This is a genomic window from Paenibacillus sp. GCM10027626, assembly GCF_042676285.1.
Lineage (GTDB): Bacteria > Bacillota > Bacilli > Paenibacillales > Paenibacillaceae > Paenibacillus_Z.
Genome location: NZ_JBHTHC010000022.1, coordinates 35,965 through 56,233, shown reverse-complemented (window position 1 = coordinate 56,233; position 20,269 = coordinate 35,965). Strand labels below are relative to the sequence as shown.

Annotated in this window: 16 protein-coding genes and 2 pseudogenes; 14 read left to right on the top strand and 4 right to left on the bottom strand. The window is 42.0% G+C overall.

The window, feature by feature from the left end:
* Positions 1-8 precede the first annotated feature (8 nt).
* Together ACFQ0N_RS30400 and ACFQ0N_RS30395 are read left to right on the top strand one after the other, a co-directional pair.
* On the top strand, positions 9-2,078 hold the full coding sequence (locus ACFQ0N_RS30400; protein WP_379333573.1) for a HelD family protein: 2,070 nt from the start codon (positions 9-11) through the stop codon (positions 2,076-2,078).
* A gap of 4 nt (positions 2,079-2,082) precedes the next feature.
* Positions 2,083-3,489 (top strand): MDR family MFS transporter, encoded by a 1,407-nt coding sequence (locus ACFQ0N_RS30395; RefSeq protein ID WP_379333571.1) that lies wholly within the window; start codon positions 2,083-2,085, stop codon positions 3,487-3,489.
* Positions 3,490-4,706: 1,217 nt separating this feature from the next.
* Here ACFQ0N_RS30395 and ACFQ0N_RS30390 read toward each other — a convergent pair.
* Together ACFQ0N_RS30390 and ACFQ0N_RS30385 are read right to left on the bottom strand one after the other, a co-directional pair.
* Positions 4,707-6,260: a recombinase family protein gene (locus ACFQ0N_RS30390; protein ID WP_379333569.1), complete on the bottom strand. Its 1,554-nt coding sequence runs from the start codon at positions 6,258-6,260 to the stop codon at positions 4,707-4,709.
* A 1-nt stretch (position 6,261) separates the two neighbouring features.
* Positions 6,262-6,417, bottom strand: coding sequence for a hypothetical protein (locus tag ACFQ0N_RS30385; protein ID WP_379333567.1), 156 nt, complete (start codon positions 6,415-6,417; stop codon positions 6,262-6,264).
* Positions 6,418-6,763: 346 nt separating this feature from the next.
* Here ACFQ0N_RS30385 and ACFQ0N_RS30380 point away from each other — a divergent pair, with 346 nt between their 5' ends.
* From ACFQ0N_RS30380 to ACFQ0N_RS30355, 6 genes are all read left to right on the top strand, one after another.
* Positions 6,764-6,940, top strand: a complete 177-nt coding sequence (locus tag ACFQ0N_RS30380; RefSeq protein WP_379333565.1) for a helix-turn-helix domain-containing protein — start codon at positions 6,764-6,766, stop codon at positions 6,938-6,940.
* Between the two features lies 1 nt (position 6,941).
* Positions 6,942-7,145: a helix-turn-helix domain-containing protein gene (locus ACFQ0N_RS30375; RefSeq protein ID WP_379333563.1), complete on the top strand. Its 204-nt coding sequence runs from the start codon at positions 6,942-6,944 to the stop codon at positions 7,143-7,145.
* A gap of 439 nt (positions 7,146-7,584) precedes the next feature.
* The gene (locus ACFQ0N_RS30370) at positions 7,585-7,767 is read left to right on the top strand and encodes a helix-turn-helix domain-containing protein (protein ID WP_379333561.1); all 183 of its coding nucleotides are present in this window, start codon (positions 7,585-7,587) and stop codon (positions 7,765-7,767) included.
* The gene (locus ACFQ0N_RS30365; protein WP_379333559.1) at positions 7,767-8,474 is read left to right on the top strand and encodes a hypothetical protein; all 708 of its coding nucleotides are present in this window, start codon (positions 7,767-7,769) and stop codon (positions 8,472-8,474) included. The genes ACFQ0N_RS30370 and ACFQ0N_RS30365 overlap by 1 nt, the downstream gene beginning before the upstream one ends.
* Positions 8,475-9,005: 531 nt before the next feature.
* Complete coding sequence (locus tag ACFQ0N_RS30360; RefSeq protein ID WP_379333557.1) at positions 9,006-9,587, top strand: recombinase family protein; 582 nt, start codon at positions 9,006-9,008, stop codon at positions 9,585-9,587.
* Between the two features lie 301 nt (positions 9,588-9,888).
* Positions 9,889-11,265, top strand: a complete 1,377-nt coding sequence (locus tag ACFQ0N_RS30355; protein WP_379333555.1) for a UDP-N-acetylmuramoyl-tripeptide--D-alanyl-D-alanine ligase — start codon at positions 9,889-9,891, stop codon at positions 11,263-11,265.
* Between the two features lie 194 nt (positions 11,266-11,459).
* Here ACFQ0N_RS30355 and ACFQ0N_RS30350 read toward each other — a convergent pair whose 3' ends face one another.
* Complete coding sequence (locus ACFQ0N_RS30350; protein WP_379333553.1) at positions 11,460-12,035, bottom strand: transposase; 576 nt, start codon at positions 12,033-12,035, stop codon at positions 11,460-11,462.
* A 558-nt stretch (positions 12,036-12,593) separates the two neighbouring features.
* On the opposite strand from ACFQ0N_RS30350, the gene ACFQ0N_RS30345 reads away from it, so the two are divergent.
* Positions 12,594-12,788: a tautomerase family protein gene (locus ACFQ0N_RS30345; protein WP_007430441.1), complete on the top strand. Its 195-nt coding sequence runs from the start codon at positions 12,594-12,596 to the stop codon at positions 12,786-12,788.
* Positions 12,789-13,042: 254 nt separating this feature from the next.
* Here the strand turns inward: ACFQ0N_RS30345 and ACFQ0N_RS30340 are convergent.
* Positions 13,043-13,439: pseudogene (locus ACFQ0N_RS30340) on the bottom strand (transposase); the annotation flags it as partial.
* Between the two features lie 416 nt (positions 13,440-13,855).
* On the opposite strand from ACFQ0N_RS30340, the gene ACFQ0N_RS30335 reads away from it, so the two are divergent.
* From ACFQ0N_RS30335 to ACFQ0N_RS30315, 5 genes and pseudogenes are all read left to right on the top strand, one after another.
* Positions 13,856-14,635, top strand: coding sequence for a helix-turn-helix transcriptional regulator (locus ACFQ0N_RS30335; protein ID WP_379333550.1), 780 nt, complete (start codon positions 13,856-13,858; stop codon positions 14,633-14,635).
* Between the two features lie 820 nt (positions 14,636-15,455).
* The gene (locus ACFQ0N_RS30330; RefSeq protein WP_379333548.1) at positions 15,456-15,935 is read left to right on the top strand and encodes a DUF1579 family protein; all 480 of its coding nucleotides are present in this window, start codon (positions 15,456-15,458) and stop codon (positions 15,933-15,935) included.
* 349 nt (positions 15,936-16,284) lie between these two features.
* Positions 16,285-17,030, top strand: a pseudogene (locus tag ACFQ0N_RS30325) (DUF3427 domain-containing protein); the annotation flags it as partial.
* Between the two features lie 3 nt (positions 17,031-17,033).
* Positions 17,034-17,432, top strand: a complete 399-nt coding sequence (locus ACFQ0N_RS30320; RefSeq protein ID WP_379333546.1) for a (deoxy)nucleoside triphosphate pyrophosphohydrolase — start codon at positions 17,034-17,036, stop codon at positions 17,430-17,432.
* A 982-nt stretch (positions 17,433-18,414) separates the two neighbouring features.
* Positions 18,415-20,269, top strand: a 1,855-nt coding sequence (locus tag ACFQ0N_RS30315; protein WP_379333544.1) for an RCC1 domain-containing protein, incomplete at its 3' end; no start/stop codon positions are given.

Here is a 20,269-nt window from a genome sequence, read left to right as displayed (position 1 = left end):
GGAAAAAGATGACCATAAATCAAACGGAAGTGGAAGAAAGGAAATATCTCGGCACGATGGTATCAAGGCTGCAAAAAGCGATTCAACTATTGGAAAACAAAATAAGCGCGACACATCATGAAGTCATCGAAGCCAAGAAATACGTCTGGGATAACATGGCCGGGCTCGATCCGGCGGAGAGAGCGGCCAACCGGGTTGAAATCTCGCTCGCCATCGATCATGGGGAAAAGGCTGTCGACAAACATAGAAGACTCCTTAAATTAGTGGAAGCCCCTTATTTCGGCAGAGTGGATTTCGTTCCCAACGGACGTGCGGAGGGAGACGCTTACTATATTGGGGTACACGCATTCAACGAAGAAGACAGCCAGGAGAACCTGATTTATGATTGGCGCGCCCCAATCGCTAGCATGTTTTACGATTATAATGTCGGGGAAGCTTCTTATTCGGCACCCGCAGGAATGATCGAAGGGGAGATCGGTTTAAAGAGACAGTTCAAGATTAAAGACCAGCTTATGGAATACATGATTGAAAGCTCCATGAACATCAATGACGAGGTACTGCAAAAAGAACTGAGCCAAACGTCGGACGAGAAAATGCGAAATATTGTCGCCACCATTCAGAAGGAACAAAACGTCATTATTCGAAACGAACATTCCCACGAGTTGATTATTCAAGGCGTAGCCGGCTCCGGAAAAACCTCGGTCGCGTTGCACCGTATCGCTTTTTTACTGTACAGGTTCAAAGGCACGTTAACGTCTGATAACATTTTGATCATTTCTCCGAACAAAGTTTTTGCCAACTATATTTCCAACGTGCTGCCGGAACTAGGGGAAGAAAACATAGTACAATTCGGCTTTGAGGAGTTGGCTGCCAGGGAACTGGAGGGTGTATTCGAATTCCAGACCTTTAACGAACAGGTGACGGAGCTTACCGATTTGAGTAACGAATTCTTGATTGAGCGCATCAAGTACAAAGCGACCATGGACTTCGTGCATGAATTGGATCGCTTTGTCGCGCATATTCGCGAGAACGATTTTGTACCTGTCGAACTGATGATCGAAGACGTCAGAATTGGCAAAGCGGATATTATAAGAGCATACCAAGCTGCCGGAAACGTGCCGATCAAACAAAAACTGGAGAAAACAGCTACGGCCATTGCAGGAAGCGCAAGGGATGAGAATGGCGAAAGGTTAAGGCCTGCCGCGGTCAATAAAATCAAAACGGCCATTAAAAGGATGTTTAAATCCCTGAATCTGCTTGCGATTTATAAAGATTTTTATCATTTTATTGGCAAACCGGAATTGTTCAAGCTGAAAAAAGCGAGGATGCTGGAGTTTTCCGACGTTTTCCCACTCGTATATCTGAAGATTCTTGTTGAAGGTGCGAAAAGTTTCGATTCCGTAAAACATTTATTGGTGGATGAAATGCAGGACTATACCCCCGTTCAATACGCCGTAATCTCCCGTTTGTTCACCTGCAAGAAGACGGTTTTGGGAGACAGCAACCAATCCGTCAATCCTTACTCCTCATCATCGATAACCGAGATCCAAAAGGTTTTTCCCGAAGCGGATACGGTTGAACTATTAAAGAGCTACCGCTCGACGATTGAAATCATCAACTTTGCCCGGCAAATCAACCCGAACAGCAAGATCGTTCCGATTGAACGCCACGGCTCTCTCCCCCGGATCAACAAATCCGAAAGTTGGGCCGGCGAATTGACGGACGTGAAACAAGCGATAACGGAATTTCTGAGTTCCGATCATCGATCGTTAGGCATCGTTTGCAAAACGCAAGCTCAAGCCGAGCGGTTTTATGAAGAAATCGCGGATATGCATAAGGATGTCTATTTACTCAATTTCAGCAGCGACCAATTTCATGAGGGGATTATGGTAACTTCGTGCCATATGGCAAAAGGCTTGGAGTTCGACCATGTGATCGTGCCGTTTGTTGACGTATCGAATTATAAGACGGATATGGACAGAAGCCTGCTGTATATTGCGTGCACGAGAGCCATGCACGCATTGACGTTAACCTTCCATGGAGAACAATCCTCGTTTATTTCGAATATCGGAGCGTGAAAAAATGTCAATGACTAAACCGAATATAGGCTTGATCTCGACTGGACTGTTAATGGGACTGATTTTATCATCGATTGATCAGACCATCGTTTCTACTGCCATGCCAACGATAACAAAACAATTGCAGGGAATGTCGTTATATAGCTGGGTGTTCTCCATTTATATGTTGACCTCTACAGTGACAATGCCGATTTACGGTAAACTGGCGGATATATTTGGCCGCAGAAAGATGTATTTGATCGGTTTGTTTCTCTTCTTGGCGGCTTCAGTTTTATGCGGAAATGCAGGCAGTATAAACGAGTTGATTCTATATCGAGGTATACAGGGCTTGGGCGCAGGAGCCTTAATGCCGATTACCTTTACGATTGTTGGAGATATTTATCCTCCTGAAATACGTGGGAAGTTTATGGGGTTGTTCGGTACGGTATTTGCAATTTCCAGTATTGTTGGACCTGCTCTCGGGGGATTTATTGTAGGAAATATGGAGTGGGGTTGGATTTTTTTTATAAACCTACCGATTGGAGCACTTGTTTTCTTCATTATAGTTACAACATTGAAAGAGAATTTAGGTCATGAAAAACACTCCATCGATTGGTTAGGTGCCGTTACTTTTATTGTGGCGATTGTTACCATTTTGCTTGCGCTTGTGCTTGTTGGTAATGATCAGGGGACCGGAATACATTATTCATGGGATTCTCCGCAAATCATAGGATTATCGAGCATTGGAAGTGTACTTCTTGCTTTGTTTCTATGGATAGAAATGAAGGCTAAGGAACCGATCATTCCGCTCAGTATCTTCAAAATTCGAATTATTGCATTCGGCAACTTAGCCGGTTTTTTTATGAGTGCAGGGATGTTTGGCGCGATCGTGTACATTCCGTTGTTCGTACAGGACGTAATCGGCGTAAATCCTTCAGTTACCGGTTATATACTAACACCCCTCATGCTTTCTGTGGTTGTCAGTACAACGATCGGTGGACGCCTGATGAGCAAAGTTTCTTATCGCATGATTCTCGTGCCAAGCATGACTCTGATGGCAGTAGGCTTTTTTCTACTCAGTCAAATGTCCGCTGATACGACGAAGTTTCAAATTATTTTATATATGATTATTACCGGGTTAGGGATGGGAGCGGTGTATCCTACTCTTGGTACAGCTGCGCAAAGCGCGGTAGATTTAAAGACACGTGGAGTCGCTACCTCTACTTCCCAATTTTTTCGATCTATTGGGGGAACAATCGGAGTAAGTGTACTAGGCAGCCTATTGACACAGCGAATGGCATCGGGAAACGAGTTGAGCTATTCTTTAGACAGCGTATTCTTTGTAGGCTTTATATTTGTTTGTATCGGTCTAATAGGATGTGTCTGTATGGGAAATGCTCGGCTGGTCGCCAAAAAACGGAATTCCTCTTGAGAAAATTCTTAGCTTCATGATATTGCAAAATACTACTATATCAAAATAGTATCAACAATACTTTTCGATTGTAGGATTTGTTGATGCTTACTTTGCTTGAAAAAGAACCGCTGTCTCTCTGCGAGACGGCTGTCACAAGCCGTCGCCTATTAACCGGAAGCGAACTAGATGATATACAAACAAGGTGTTGAAACCCTCAAAATCAAATTGGCTGGAAATCAGGATAGCGCATTTTATAATGTAACGCTTGCGGGAATGGAGTAAATGCTATGCGGCTCTCTACGGGGAGCCGTATTTGATTTTCACTGGGATAGTGGATTAAATCACTCGGGAAGTGGTATCCGTTATTCGTTTAAAATACGGGCGGAGCGCCACATTTCCTTGCTTTGTTATGTCGCTAATAAAATAAATAGGTATACCTATAAAAAGGCAAATTGGATTCTCCTTAAATTGGTTCGATAAGAAAGGGTCGATAAATCCATAATTGACTTCATGACTGAGGATGTACGGATTGCATTTGCGCATGACAGTATAAAGTAACGCATCAGCAGGCACATCGCGCCAGAAGTATCCCGACAATCAGGAAGCCTTGACGCATAAGGGTTTCACGGTTTCCGAGCCGCAGTTGTTCAGTAGCAGTTCCACTAAAACTTCGATTTTCTCTCCTCTTGCCTCAAGCCGTTGGGTATATATCATGTGTTGAATTTTCGCATTTTCTGTCATACAGTTTTATCAGTCCGATAAGGTATAGAGTCAGGAGTATCAAGGATTTATCGGCATTATGGCGCATATTTTGATGTGTGGCATATGGCGGTTGTGAGCCGAAGTCAGAAAATACAAGCTAAACGAACCCGATAGGATCGTAAATGAGCTTGATACACATCAGTCGCTGTTTGCAGGGCAAAAACATGCAAACGTCTCATTTTTTCATAGAGTGGGCTTCAAACAGCCAGTTCAGAAGCCGGATTTGCCTATGAAAACAGCCTTCCCCAACGGGTATTTTTTGGCGCAAAAATCGCTCTCGATTCGGAACAAATTGTATCGTCAGACAGTTGCCCTATGCGGGGGTAGCAAGCTTTCCGCGCAGTTATTATCCACTATAATTTTGGTAATCCGTTGTCTGCGGGGGCGTAATTCGCCCCCTGTATTTACGTCAATATTAAGCACTCCACACATGTGGAGTGTACAGTGTTACTTAAATTAAGAGGGGCTAACGATTAAGCCCCTTGAGGTAAATCACCCAATCCCTGAGGGTGGGCGATGTTGTAATGGATTCTTCTGATAGTACCATCTTGATTGACTTCTATCTTTTGAATGACCTGATGAAGCAACTGCTTTAATATCTGCTCATCATCAATGTCAAGTCGTGCAAATGACGCAATTTGTTTCTGAAAGGCACGGAACTGCTCTTCCGTGTCTTTTTGTGCTTCGAGAATGGATTCCAGTTCTACCTTACGTTTGGCAATCGCTTGTTGCTCTGTCTGAATCCGCTCATTTTGGGCGGTAAATAATTCAAGAGTTACAGCTTGATTAGAGAATAAGGTTATAAGTCCTTGCACATCTCTCTCTAGTTGTTCTAGTTTCTTGTTCAGCTTGTGTAACTCTTTGATAAGAGTAGATTGTTTAAGACCAACATTCCCTTTAACAGCATCGAATAGCCTGTCCAATTTGACGTTACTGCTAATCAGTTCCTTTAGGTCATTCTTCACCGCCGCGAGTAGCGTATCATAGCCCATGATGTGAGAGGAACAAAACGACTTGCCACGTTTTACGTACCCACAACAAACATAAGCCCCGTTTTGCTTTTTTAGCCTATCCTTATGGAACGTCATACCATGACCGCAATCAGGGCACATCATAAGATGTGCAAATAGGCTTTCCTGACCGTTACTGTGGCTCTTTCCTTTTGATTTCATAAGTTCCTGTACAGCTTCGTAATCTTCCTTAGAAATCAGGGAAGGATGGGCGTTCTCAAAGATAATCTGTTTATCTTTGGGGATTTTGACCCGTTCCTTAGACATGAGGCTTACTACTTCTTCACGATGTTGGCATAGGGTTCCGGTGTAAGTCTCGTTGGTCAAAATACACTTAATGCTTGACTGATGCCATACTGTCCCTTGATTACCTGTATTGGACACTGTTCTTGGAGTAGGGTATCCATGCTCAGTCAAGTAGTTACTGATTTTTTGCATCCCCCACCCGTCATGTAAATACCAGTGGAAAATGCTTTGCACAGTCGGGGCGGTCTCTTCATCAGGGACTAGATTTCCGTTCTCATCTCGTCTGTAACCATAAGCAGGTAATGAAGCCTGATACTTTCCCCGTTTGGCACTCCCTTGTCTCCCTAGCTTGATTCTACGTGAGAAAGTAGCACTATCCTCTTCCGCTAATAAAGCCCGAATATTGAAGTTAAACTTACTTTGGCTTGTAACAGAATCGTAATTATCCTCAGGAAGAATCAAACGAACCTTAGAACTGACAATAATATCCGCAGTCTGTAAGTTTTCTACTAGGTTCCGCCCAAGACGTGAAGCAGATTTAGCAATTACCGCATCAAACTTCTTCTTTTTCGCATCAGCAAGTAGTCGTTGCATTTGGGCACGATTCTTAACCTTTAACCCACTAATACCATTATCGATGTAAGTACCTGACACAGTCCAACCGTTACGTGTAATCAAATCCATAGCATAAGCAATTTGATTATCAATACTGTCTTTCTGAGCATCCCTAGTCGTACTTACACGTGCATAAATCGCTACTTTCAAACTCATTTTAACTCGCCATCCCTTCAGTGTCCGTTGAAGGAATGGTGTTTGCTCTATTCTCATCGTAGACAGGCATATCTAGCTTGTCAACGTGGACTTTGATAAGTTGAAGTAGAATTTCCTCTAGGTCATTGTTACCGTTGAATGTGCGTTCGATATTCATGTTAGTTCCCCTCCCAATCTAACCATCGTTCTATGTATCCGAACTGTTGCGATGGAAGAAGACAACATTTATTTTTATACCCTAATGTACATTGCAAAAAGTGAGGTTATTGTTCATTTTGTAAAGATTGTATCTTGACATAACGCTGTCGAATATCTGCAATTTTATGCACTGAATCCCCAAAAAAGGTAAGCTTCGTTCTCTCTCCCCCTTCCCAAACTAAAATGACCCGTTCTTATCGAATAATTGAAGATTTTACGTTATTTCTACGTTCCTTTGTTAAATTTGCAAGCCGCCTCCTTATATTGAGACTGTAACTAATTCACAACTGAAAGGGGCGGTCTTCATGGAACGCTTATTCACCATCCGTGAGGTAATGGACATTCTACAGCTTTCATACACAACGGTTTATGCCATGTGTAATAACGGCACTCTGCCAAGCTGTAAAGTTGGCGGCAGTATCAGAATCCCCCAAGAGTCACTACGTAACTTCATTCTCAATAACACTACTGGAGGTCAGTAATATGGAAGACATGAAAACGTTCTTAGGTCAATTGTACTCAGCCGATGAAGTAGCCAAGATGCTGAATATTGAAATGGTCACTTGCTACAAATGGCTTAACGAAGGGCGAATTAAAGCAATGAAGTTGGGCGGCTCACTTTGGCGAATACGAGAAGCCGATTTAAGAGCCTTCGTTGAGCAATCAATCATTGAGGGGAGACGCTAATCATGGAGAGATACTACACCGTTTCTACAATCGCTCAACGGCTGTCCGTTCATAGTAGAAGCCGCATGGTCACAGAGGACACTGTTTACAGGTGGATTCGACAAGGAAAGCTACAGGTCGAACGAATTACGGGCAATAGTAGGGGCTATGGTAAATATCCCTATCAAGCTGAAGGTGAGCATTTGAAGTCCGTACTAAATGAAATGGGTTATGACGCTGATAGGCTCTTTCCTGACAACGAGTAACCGCCCGTCAGGTAATAGACACAACTAGCCCCTGCTGAGTCATGGCAGGGGCAATAAGAAAGGAACGTGTACCTTTATTATAAGCACGTTCCTTCGCAACTTAACCCCCACATGCAACGATGGTTAGCTTGGGAGGGTTATTTTTTTACTCTTTGCTGTCACAAACTTAGACCAACTCCAAGGGGGAACAGGAAATGAAGGAAATATTGAGTCGTAAAGAAGCCGCAAAAGCCATAGGGGTTAGCCCTAGAACGATTCTGAGAGCGATACAAGCCCGTCAGCTTGACGCTGTGAAGATAGGCGAGGGGAAGACCTGCTCTTATATGATAAGCCGCTCAGCCGTTTCAGAGTACATCCACAGAAGGGGGCGGAAATAATGAAAAAGTTCATCGAAGGCATTGTGTTTCATGGTGCTGAATTGGTAGAGACAGAGTTCAAAAAGCGTGGAGACGGTCATACAGTCATTACTCGAAGAAGCATTGTTCCAAACGAAGGTAAATACTTGACCTTACCTGAAAACGTCAAGAGGTGCTACTATCTTGATGCAAACGAGAAGCTAGTTCTATTTGAACTCTACTCGTGGGCTAGGGAAGACGGAAAATGTCAAGTAGCAATGGACTTGGTATCGTTGAAGTTAGGTATCACTGAAAGAACGGTTCGAACTTGCGTCAAGGAACTTGCAAAAAAGAAGTTCGTTCAGGTCAGTAAGCAAGGCAGGGCGAATATCTACAAGTTCGACAATCTAAAGGATAACCCCTATCTCGTTCTGTCTGAGTTCATCCATGAGTTCATTGCTGATTTCTACTATAAAGGAAGCCTACGCCATGATGATGAATGGGTTAAAAGTGTAGGAGATGAGGGGTTTCGGCTTTGGAGAGAAGCAGTTGTAGATACTTTGGCTAAACAAGCCAAGAAGGAGACGTTCTACGAGCCATATTTACAACGGTTGACTGAGACCCCCGACGACTATGAGAATATCCACTCTAGTTTTGTTGACGAATTATTGCAGTTCGTCAATGAAGCCGCCATTCAGAAGGCTATGAAGCTAGGGCTTATGTCAGAAGTTGTATCAGAAGCCGTATAGGGGAAAATAATTCCCCTTTTTTAGGGGAAAAGATTTCACTTCTACGCGGTAAACCTTTCCGCTGACGTTCTCAATAGGGGAAAGGATTTCCCCAATACTTAGACCTCAGCGGAAAAATATACCCCACTATTATTAACACTATAAAAGACATTAAAGACACTCAAAGAAAAAGATATTAAGAACACCCACAAACACGCCGCCTGCCGGCGACGGGGGGTTCGCTTCGCTCAGTTTTTGAATGATGTTCTTTAAGTCATTACTCTTAAATAAGTTCGAGAGTTGCGCCGCCGCCCCTCCTGCCCTCACCTTCAACCTCAACCAACCTCTTCACATGGTCATGATTGACTTGTAAAAGCTGTCTCCTGTATTGGTACGAAAACGATTGTTTATGGAACAGTCCACATTGTGTTTGTTATCATGGCAAAAATATAAGGATTTAAGTTACGAAACCCGTTTCAAAATCATATTTACGAAATGGTACGTTTATGGTACAATCTTATTAAAGATACATAGACGAGAGGAACAAGAACTATGAGAATAGCTTACGCAAGGGTATCTACCGCTGACCAGTCACTCGATTCGCAAATGGACGCATTGGCGAAGTTCGGTTATGACCGAATATTTACAGAGAAAGCAAGCGGCGGAAAAGATGACCGCCCCGAACTTGAAAAGGCTCTCGACATGCTACGTGAAGGTGACACTTTCATTGTTTACAAACTTGACCGCTTAGCACGTTCGACATTAAAGCTAATAGCAACACTAGACCTAATGAAGAAGAAAGGTGTGGAATTTGTAAGCATATCCGATAACATTGATACTTCTACGGCGGCAGGAAAAGCAATGTTCGGCATGATGGCTGTCTTTGCAGAGTTCGAGAAGTCAATTATTCATGAACGTACAGTAGCAGGGCTAGAAGCCGCTAGAGCACGTGGACGTAAGGGTGGTCGCCCTATGACGGATAAGAAGAAGCTAGACAAAGCAATCAAGCTACACGAGAGTGGAGACTTTACGGTAACACAAATTGAGGAAATGACAGGTGTAAGTAAGGGGTCACTTTACCGCGAACTCAATCGGAGAAAGCAAGAAGTAACACATGTATCTGAAAAAGTCTGAGCGCCGTTGTGGGGCTTTTTACGGTCAGAGTCACCAAGGGACAGGGCGGCTCTTTTCTTATGCTCAACGTAGCTTGTACGGCTTCTAATTTAGACCCCCTCCGGTGTCGATTGATTCACTTTTTGTTGTCGCGGCAGAGTTTAAGGTCGTCTGCTCTTTACCCAAATTTTCACAATTTTGTTGTGCGCACACAGTAACCTTCTCTTTTATAAAAATCCATTTTGCGGTAAATTAGAGGGATGAATTAATGAGAGATTGAATAAAATTGATTTATTGAATTAATCAGGGAGGGGAATTACTTTTGCTACAGAAAAACTTGAACGATATTGCAAAGATGGTATTAGGAGAAATATTACTTCCCGATTCTCAAACCATATCAATAAAAGGTGTGTCCATTGATTCTAGAACAACTAAACAAGGTAATCTTTTCATTCCTATTATAAGAAATGATGATGGTCATAAATATGTATTAAATGCGGTAGGTAATGGTGCAGTTGCTTCACTATGGCAAAAAAATCATCCTAACCCTCCGCTAAATATCCCCTTAATTATTGTTGAGGATACTTTTATTGCATTACATGCGTTAGCTAGAGCATATCGAACTGAATTGAACGCCATCATAATAGGAATAACTGGAAGCAACGGAAAAACAACAACTAAAGATATGATTAGTTCGATACTTAGCACTACTTTTAAAGTACATAAGACAAATGGTAACCTAAATGGACAATACGGATTACCGTTAACTTTACTTGAAACTAAGAAAGATATCGAAGTAGTTGTTTTAGAAATGGGAATAAGTTACCTTGGAGAAATGGAACGATTAGCGAGTATCGCTCAACCAAATGTTGCGGTTTTGACAATGATAGGTGAATCTCATATATCCAATTTTGGCTCAAGGGAGAACATTACGCAGGCGAAATTACAAATCACAAATGGATTACTCGAAAATAGTGCGATTGTCTTCAATGGTGATGAGGAGTTATTGGAAGAAGGCATAAAAAAACTTAACTTCAATGAATCTGTTAAGTTAATACGTTTTGGATTACGCAATCATAACGAATATTTTACAACTTCAATTTCCGCTTTATCTGACAGTACAACCTTCGTTTTAAATGGTCATTCATTTAGATTTCCTCTTATTGGTGCACATAATGTCAATAATGCACTTGCATCTATTGCAGTAGCTGAACATTTAGGAGTGACCAAAGAAAATATAACAAAGGGTTTAAATGAACTTGAAATAACTGGCATGAGAATGGAAAAGTCTAGAACAAAATCAGGCTTCATTATTATAAATGACGCATGGAATGCTAGTCCTACTTCAATGAAAAGTGCAATTGAAACATTTCAGAGACTTTCCGAATACAATCAAAAAATTTTAGTTCTAGGTGACATGTTTGAATTAGGGGAAAACGAAATTCAATTCCATCAAGAGATTGGACGGTTGTTAGACCCAAGATATATAAGTTACGTTTTCACAGTAGGAAAACTTGCTGAATACATAGCATCAGAGGCTAGAGGGGTTTTCCCACAAGGACGAGTAGTAGCATTCCATCAGAAAGAAGAAATCGTTAAAGCAGTAGAATCGATAATACAAACAAATTCTGTTGTATTAGTTAAGGGTTCTAGGGGAATGAAACTTGAGGAAGTAGTCGAACAGCTTAAGGAAATTTAAAGGCGAACATTAAACGACTTTTGTCCAACGCAGAAAAACCCCACACTCTAATATGTGGGGCTTCACGCTTTAATTTTTTATTATAGGTTTGAGACGATTCGACAGGAAAACAAGGCGTGCGTTTCCTTCAATCGCTCATAAGAGCAAACACCAATCTTTGGACACAATTTTGTTTTGTTTTCACTGTCTACTCGTCACATGTGGAGTGCTGTGTGTTGCTCATCAACGGCAAAAAGCTGATTGAACACGGCATTCATTGTTGTGCCAAACAAAACAGGTACATTTAGGTTCTGTTTTATCCATCTGAAGAAAACTTCAATACCCCAGCGTGCCTTGTAGGTATCAGCAATTTCTTCGGCTGATAGATGCACAAGATTGGTTGCGACCCGAATTTCATTGCCGTTGTTATCTTGAAAGATCACGACGCGATGTCGAAGCTCCGACTGGCACTGAGGTGTTCCGAGATAACAAGTAATATCCCGTATGACGTTCGAGGTTTCCACTTTCCTGTTCTTTAAGGAATGTGGGTTCACAAGCGTTACGTTCTCTTTGATACGGGTTACAAAATACTGCTTCTCCGCGACATATTGATCAAAACGCTTGATCTTCCCGTAAGCTCGGTCATTTACTAAGATGTAATCCTTGTCCGCAAGCTTCTCACCGATAGGGCCATCATGAACCGTACCGATCGATCGTTTCAATGACCTGAACGGGTTGCTCAGTAGCCGCAGCGAATGCGAAATGCAGCTTGATTTCTGCGCGTTCTCCATGAAACAGCGCCCAAGGCAGACGTGTTTTTCCTACCGTGATCGTTGTCGAGTCTACCAAATAACAGATCGTTGGGTAGGTGCAATTGGCGTTTGGTTGCACGATTACACCTTGAAATCAACAAATGAAACAGGCGCTTGAAAAGCTCATACGGTACTTCGCTAGCTTTGGATGAGAAGGAGAAAAGCAAACGGTTTGAAGTCCACAGATTTTGGCTTTAACGACACCGGATCGATAACCATCCCATTGTCCCAAAGCTGCGTGCATAAGGAATACAAGTAACTGATGTGCTGTAAATTTGCGTGCTGTATCTTTGTAGTTCAACTCTTTCAGTATGCTGATCACATCTTCTTCTTTAAGAAGAATTTGAACAAAGTTTGTAAACGTGGTAGACTTTTTTCATGAGGTCTCCTCTTTCAAATCGGGTTCTGTGGTGGAATCGATTTTATCGAAAGAGTGGCCTTTTTTCAACTTTTGGATACCTTATTTTGGTTAATCAACAGGCGTGATCAACTATATCTTTAAGTATCAACAGTAACCTATATATGGAGGGAAGAACTATGCCTTATATTAATCTTCAAATAACAAAGGGCGCTTCTCGTGATCAGAAAGCCCAAGTTGTTAAAGAGTTTACAGAGACTCTGGTTCGGGTTCTTGACAAAAAACCAGAACATATTCATATTGTCATCGAAGAAATTGAGGATGAAAACTGGGGGTTTTCAGGAATTTTGACTGATGATTTTAGAAAGCAATAAAAGCAAAAGAAGTAGATCTTGCCGCTCGAAATTACTTAGAGCAAGTTGGTTTGAAGGGAATTTTGTTGCATAGGACAAGTCATACATCTCCACGCCTGTTGATTAACCAGAAACTGGTTTTTTGAGATTTGACAAATAGACATGTTTTTCCAACACTTTGGTAGTGGCGATGATCCATTCAATTTGTAGTTGATTGTGCTGAATTTGTTCCGCGAAACGGATCAAGGGCATTCTCTTGCAAGGGATGACAAATGATTTTGAGTGATCATATAACCATTTCAAGATAACGTAAGTCATTAACGCGGCAAAAAGCTGATTGAACACGGCATTCATTGTTGTGCCAAACAAAACAGGTACATTTAGGTTCTGTTTTATCCATCTGAAGAAAACTTCAATACCCCAGCGTGCCTTGTAGGTATCAGCAATTTTTTCGGCTGATAGATGCACAAGATTGGTTGCGACCCGAATTTCATTGCCGTTGTTATCTTGAAAGATAACGACGCGATGTCGAAGCTCCGACTGGCACTGAGGTGTTCCGAGATAACAAGCAATATCCCGTATGACGTTTGAGGTTTCCACTTTCCTGTTCTTTAAGGAATGTGGGTTCACAAGCGTTACGTTCTCTTTGATACGGGTTACAAAATACTGCTTCTCCGCTGATACGTATCATATCCAATAACCGGCACCTCGTGCATGTGGAGTGTCTAATATTGATGGTGCGTAAAGAATGAGATGTGACAGTTTTGCTCAATTTTATGTTTGTGTATACTTAGGCTCTGTTTTTAAGCTAACTGACAGGTAAACGAGAAAAACATTTTGATGGGTTTTATAAAATCAAAACAACTTTATGTAATAGCAGGTCTGTCTGGAATGTGATTCTCTCCACAATCGGGCGCTTATCTGGAATATAGATCATCACTCTTTTTCATTAAAAGGCCATTTTGCGAGAGAGTGGCGAGATGAAAGAACGTGTTGTTCAATCAATGAGAATAACAAGTGGCAGTTTTACATTTATTGTAGTATTCTGAAATTATGTTTCATGACCAAATTTTACGAGGTGTGTAAGGGTGGAGAGAAAGTATTTAGAAATCGATAAAGTAATTGAATACATCAAACAACATATTTACGAACCCATTTCTCTTACCGAATTGGCTCGTTATGCAGCCTACAGCCCTTACCATTTCATTCGCATTTTCAAGGAAAGAATGGGTGTTCCACCTCAGTATTATGTTTCTACCCTTCGATTACAACATGCAAAGGATTTATTAATACATACGAATCTGAGTGTTCGCGATATTTCATTGGAAGTTGGACAAAGCAGTCTTGGAACCTTCACAACACGATTTACTGAACGAGTGGGGATGACACCATCAGAATTTCGAAATTCACTAGTGATGTCAGAACATTATTTACATTCTTTACATCAAATTAATAATTGGGAAGTATCCATTAATAAACGATCTCAATATGCTAAATTAGAGGGTAACATTAAAGCAGAGATTCCTTTTGATGGTATCGTACTTGTTGGATTATTTCCCAAACCAATTCCAGAAGGTCTACCTTTATATGGAACATTACTGCGGAAGCTAGGTGACTTTTGCTTCACAGATGTCAAACCGGGGTCGTATTATCTTATGGCTACATCCGTTTCTTGGGGGTCACAGACCGTAGACTTCATACTCCCACACAGCACATTGCGAACTAGAACAAAAGATCCTATCATAATCGAATCAGATAAACCCGTACCTTTTCAGAAAGTTATGCTCTATACTCCGCGTTTGGACGATCCTCCAATTCTAATTTCACTCCCACTATTGATGGGAAGGTTTCTCAATCGAGTAACTTAACAAGTACCTGTAAGCTACTGTTTTAAAATGTTTGAGAGAATTTGCAGCATCACTTTAGGGTTGGGCATATGGTCTTCACCCGCAAGCTTATTGTATTCAGCGTTTAGAATTGCTCCGCTCAACTGACTTGCGACCTCTTGCATTGCTGAAACATTCCGCGAATCACTTCTTTAGAAATACTGATACCTTCCACGAAATGGATCAACCCTTCTTCGTTTTTATCATGCTCAAGCAATTCGAGTAACTCTTGACTCAGCTCTTTGAATTCATTTAGACTTGTCTCGTTTTTGGCATAAGCTGAATCGTACAAGTCTAGCTTGCTTATTTTACTGCCCAACTGAATGGCAGGTTTAAGCGCAAGAATAGCACCTGGAGAATGTCAGTATAAATAAATATGATTTTAAACAGCAATCCATGAGAAATGATGCATGGACATTTTTGCTATAATAGGCCTGTACAATTAAAAACACTATTCTGGGGGTGAAAATACAGCTTGCAGAATTATTTCTTGTGCATAGTGAATTATGATAAATAAGACATAGGCAAAATCAAATCATTAGTCGAGGAGAGAATGAAATATGACTTCTGAAAGCCATATCCTTACGAAAAACATATAGCAAAATCATTTTCTAACGGTAATTTCGAGCCCGTTTTTCCATACTTAGCAACAAAAATTGAATGGAATATCGTTGGTGAGTAGGTAATGAAGCAGTTATAGAAAATTGTAAGCGAACTGCTAGTAAATTTTTAGCAATCGAGAAGAAGCTGATAGTAATTCTGTGAGATAAACTTATGAAAACAAAGAAAAGAGGATAATTTCATGACAATGATTGACAAAACCCAAGATCTACAGCATCTACCCGTTCCTAGTCCCGAGCACAGACTTCTAGAGATATTTGTCGGTAAGTGGAATACGGAAGGGGAAATTAAGGCTACTTCATCCAGACCTGCAGCCAGACTAATTGCAGTGGACACTTACGAATGGCTACCTGGGGGGTTTTTCCTTCTTCACAAAGTGGATGGACACATGGGTAATGAAGTAGTCAAAACAACGGAGATCATCGGCTATGATTCTTCGAAAAAGACGTATTTCACTCGTTCTTTCGACAATCAAGGAAACGCAGGTGCTTACCTAGCAAATCTACGAGATCGTTTCTGGACGATTAATGGTGAATTGGAACGCTTTACGGGCGAATTCAGCAGTGATGGTAACACCTTAAAGGGAAAGTGGGAATTATTAAGTGACGGTTCTAATTGGCAACCTTGGATGGATATCAAGTTGACTAAAGAAAAATTGTAAAAATCAAAACCTTAATAGAGATCTCTGCAAAAGTCTTGATTTTGAAAAATGGGTACTCCGAAATGGTAAAGTGAATGGAAAACTAAAAAAAGCAGCTCGTTCCTCGTCAGAGAATGGGCTGCTTTTAAGAACGCTGAGATAAAGAGGTTCCATGGCTACAACCAAATACTGGGGGCTCTTTCGTCTACGAATACAGGCCTATCTCCCTCAGAAAAAGTTCTTAACTTTTACGGGCTTCCCTTTGACAATGAGGCTCGCTTTCTTTATAACAACATCTGTCGAGAAGCTAGGGAATGTCGCATCTACTTCAATAACAACTTGTCCACTATCTTGTGCCGCCGATGGATTTTTATCAAGCATGAACTCCCGGGGGCTGTTATGTTTCTTGATTGCTTATCTTGAAGAAGGCAAAACGGTACAAACGGAAGAAGATCGGCTTATGCTGAATCTGTTTTACTATACGTTTTACCGGTCGGAACCGAAAAAACAAGGATTTGCTGATATCAGACAGGGAGTTCAGTCTATCGTTGCATGCGAGATGTTCCGTGAGGATATCATAGAGATATTAAAATATACTACGCTCATATCGAGTTTATTGATAAAAAGAATGAGTTTCCCTACGCGTGTCCATTAGATGTACACTGTCATTATTCAACGGACCAGGTGTTGGCGGTGTTTGGGGTTTGGAATGAGGAGAAGGCGCCGAGCTTTCGTGAAGGGGTCAAGTATTTTGAGGATAAGGGGACGGATATTTTCTTTATTACTTTAAACAAATCCGACAAGGATTTTTCCCCGTCTACGCTGTATGAAGATTATGCGATCAATGAGCGGTTGTTTCATTGGCAGACGCAAAGCCGAATTTCGGAAGAAACGAATACCGCGCAGCGATATATTCACCACAAAAAGCTGGGGAAAAGAATTGCCTTATTTGTCCGTGAATATAAAAGCGAGAACCAATACACAGCCCCGTTTATTTTTTTGGGTGAAGCGGAGTATGTAAGTCATGAAGGCAATAAGCCGATGAGCTTTGTATGGCGGCTGAAGGAAGAGATGCCTGCACAATTTGTGCCTGCAGCCAATAAAGCGATTGGATAGGAGATGAGCGATATCATTAAGGTTGCGGCAGCCGTCATTGAAAATGATCTTGGGCAGATTTTAATTGCCAGACGCAAAAAGGGGAAAGCCCAGGAAGGCTTGTGGGAGTTTCCCGGCGGCAAGGTTGAGCATGAGGAGACGGTGGAGGAATGTCTCAGGAGAGAATTGCAGGAAGAAATGAATATTCAGATCCGTCCGTATGCATCGTTTGGTATCAATGATCACTATTATGGATCAACGCATATTCGCTTGATTGCCCGTAAGGCGACTTTTCTAGGTGGTGAGATTGGCCTTGCCGATCACGATGAATATCGATGGGTGTACCCGCGGGAGCTGGGGGAATATGAGTTTGCGCAGGCGGACATCAAGTTTGTGGAGATGTTGATGGGAGAAGGCAACTAGAAAGGGACCATCGATTGAGAGATCTCTTAAAAATCAGGGTTTTGGTGTGCCGCGGCGGATGGGGTCCAACATCCTATGCAGCTCGATGAACGAGGCGAGGTTTTGACTTATATGTTTTCGAAGCTAAAACATATCTGGTGGATCAAAGACGATAAGGCTAATCGTCCTGTAACACCTCTTTCCCAAAGCTCGTTTTTTACGGGTGCTCATTCGGAATCCAATATGTTAAGGGAATTGAAAATCTCATACTTTTGATTTGACCAGTGAGATGAAGAACTTGAGACTAAGAACTCGGAAGAAGAGGTTAAGGCGCTGAGCGAGCTTAAGCAGCAATTATCGAGGTGTTGACGTATAGCCCCTTTGCCACTGTATGCAAGCAAGCGTAATATTTGCGACTCCCGCTATTCTTGGCGGGGGTCGTTTATTATTCAGTCGACAAACTTTTCCACATATAGCCAAAACAGTGCTTGAGTAGTATAATGGAGTCATTCACAATGAGTCAATACACCTACCAAGATAGGACTTCAAGAACAACTCCGTGATTGAGCCCTTGCATTCGTTCGAAATTCCGCCAGGAAATCAGGTTTCCGTAGATGAAAGATCCGTCTCAGCACTTACAAAAACGCAACAAGCATGACCTTCGGATAATCTAATGGATTCCAAGGGGAACCTGTTGGTGTTGGTCACCAGCCTCTTTGATCTGACGCGCGATGAAAGTGGAGATATATACCGCAGTCGCTGGGCAATCGAAACGTTTTTCAATGACTATCTTATGGGATTTTTTTAATAGGTTCAGCCCACAGCAACCGACAAAACTATAAATTTCGCCAAAATATATTACATTTAATGAATACTTTATAAATAACGATTGGAAAATACAGTATTCAACATAATATCCTATTGATAGAAATAGTTTGTGTAATATATAATTTGTGCATTCGGTTTTAAAAACTATTTTGTATCAGATAAGAGGGGGAAAGTGATGAAGGGGTTACGATTCAATAAAGTTTTAACCATTGTTATTATGAATATTTTAGTGTTTTTACTATTGTTATGTCCCATTAGTGTTTACGCAGATAGTTTGTATCAGTATGAATATGACGATTCAAACAGATTAATATCTATCACACAATCTGATGGAACGAAAATTCGTTTTGAATATGATGAAAATGGAAATCTAGTAAAGCAAAAAGTTGGGGGGATAGTTGTAACAGCAGGAAGCAGCCACGGTCTGCAACTTAAAGGGAACGGAACAGTCTGGGCATGGGGGGCGAATACATACGGCCAAATAGGAGATGGAACCACAAAGGCAAAGAGTACAGCGGTACAAGTGAATGGATTAAGTGGTATTACCAGGACAGCAGCCGGAGGAAACCACAGCTTGGCATTAAAAAATGACGGAACGGTTTGGGCATGGGGATTAAACACTGACGGAGAACTCGGTGATGGCACAACAACGAACCGAACAAGTCCCGTACAAATACCAAACTTAACTTCGGTTATCGCAATAACGGCAGGAAGTAATTACAGTATGGCGGTAAAAGATGACGGAACGGTCTGGGCATGGGGAAATAATAGTAACGGGAAACTCGGAGATGGAACGACAGCGAGACGGACAAGCCCAGTCCAAGTCAAAAGTTTGAACTCGATTATTGAGATATCAGCAGGTGAGTCACATACCCTTGCACTAAGAAATGATGGGACCATCTGGGCGTGGGGATTAAACTCTAACGGTCAACTGGGTAATGGAAAGAATGGATCGAATAGTTCCGTGAACACGGCTATACAAGTGCCGGGCATGAGTGGAGTGGCAGAAGTTGCGGCAGGTAGATATTACAGTATGGCTTTGAAAAAGGATGGGACGGTATGGACGTGGGGACATAATGTTTATGGGCAATTAGGTGATGGAACATCGACATCCACGAATATTCCTGCTCCAGTACAGGGGCTTACGGGGGTAAAGCATATATCGGCTTCAGTTAACGAACATGCCCTGAGTCTCGTCGTCAAACAGGATGGAACCGTTTGGTCATGGGGAGCTAACACTTATGGCCAAATCGGAGATGGAACGATGATGTTGAGATGGAATCCGGTACAGGTAATTGGATTGAGCGGGGTAGAACGCATTGCAACAGGAGATTACTATAACTTGGCTATGAAAGCAGACGGAAGTGTATGGGCGTGGGGACTCAACAGTAGCGGGCAATTGGGGAATGGGAGCACAATTAATTCTTCTGTCCCTATAGCAACCGTAATGAATACGGCACCAATTGTTACCTTAACGACGCCATCTGGAAGTCAAACGAATCCAACGCCAACACGGGTGACAAGGCCAACGATTGTATGGAATCAAGAGGATGCAGCACTAACCACCTTCTCCGCCATCCAAGTGCAGTTATTTGATGAAACCACAACCCTAATCTATGACTCTGGGATTGTTGAGCAAAATGTAACCGGTTCGGTTGGGGATTTTACAGTGCCTGTGGATTTGCCGGAGGGTAAATTACAAGTGCGGGTAAAAGTGAGCGACGGGACTAAATGGTCGGAGTGGTCAGACAGCAGGTGGATGCTGATCGATACCATGATCGACATCACGCCAATGGTAGCGGCAGGAAGCAGCCACAGTCTGGAATTAAAAAGTGACGGAACGGTATGGGCATGGGGGGCGAATACATACGGCCAAATCGGGGATGGAAGCACAACGACGAAGAGTACAGCGGTACAAGTGAATGGATTAAGTGGTATTACCAGGACAGCAGCCGGAGGAAACCACAGCTTGGCATTAAAAAATGACGGAACGGTTTGGGCATGGGGATTAAACACTGACGGAGAACTCG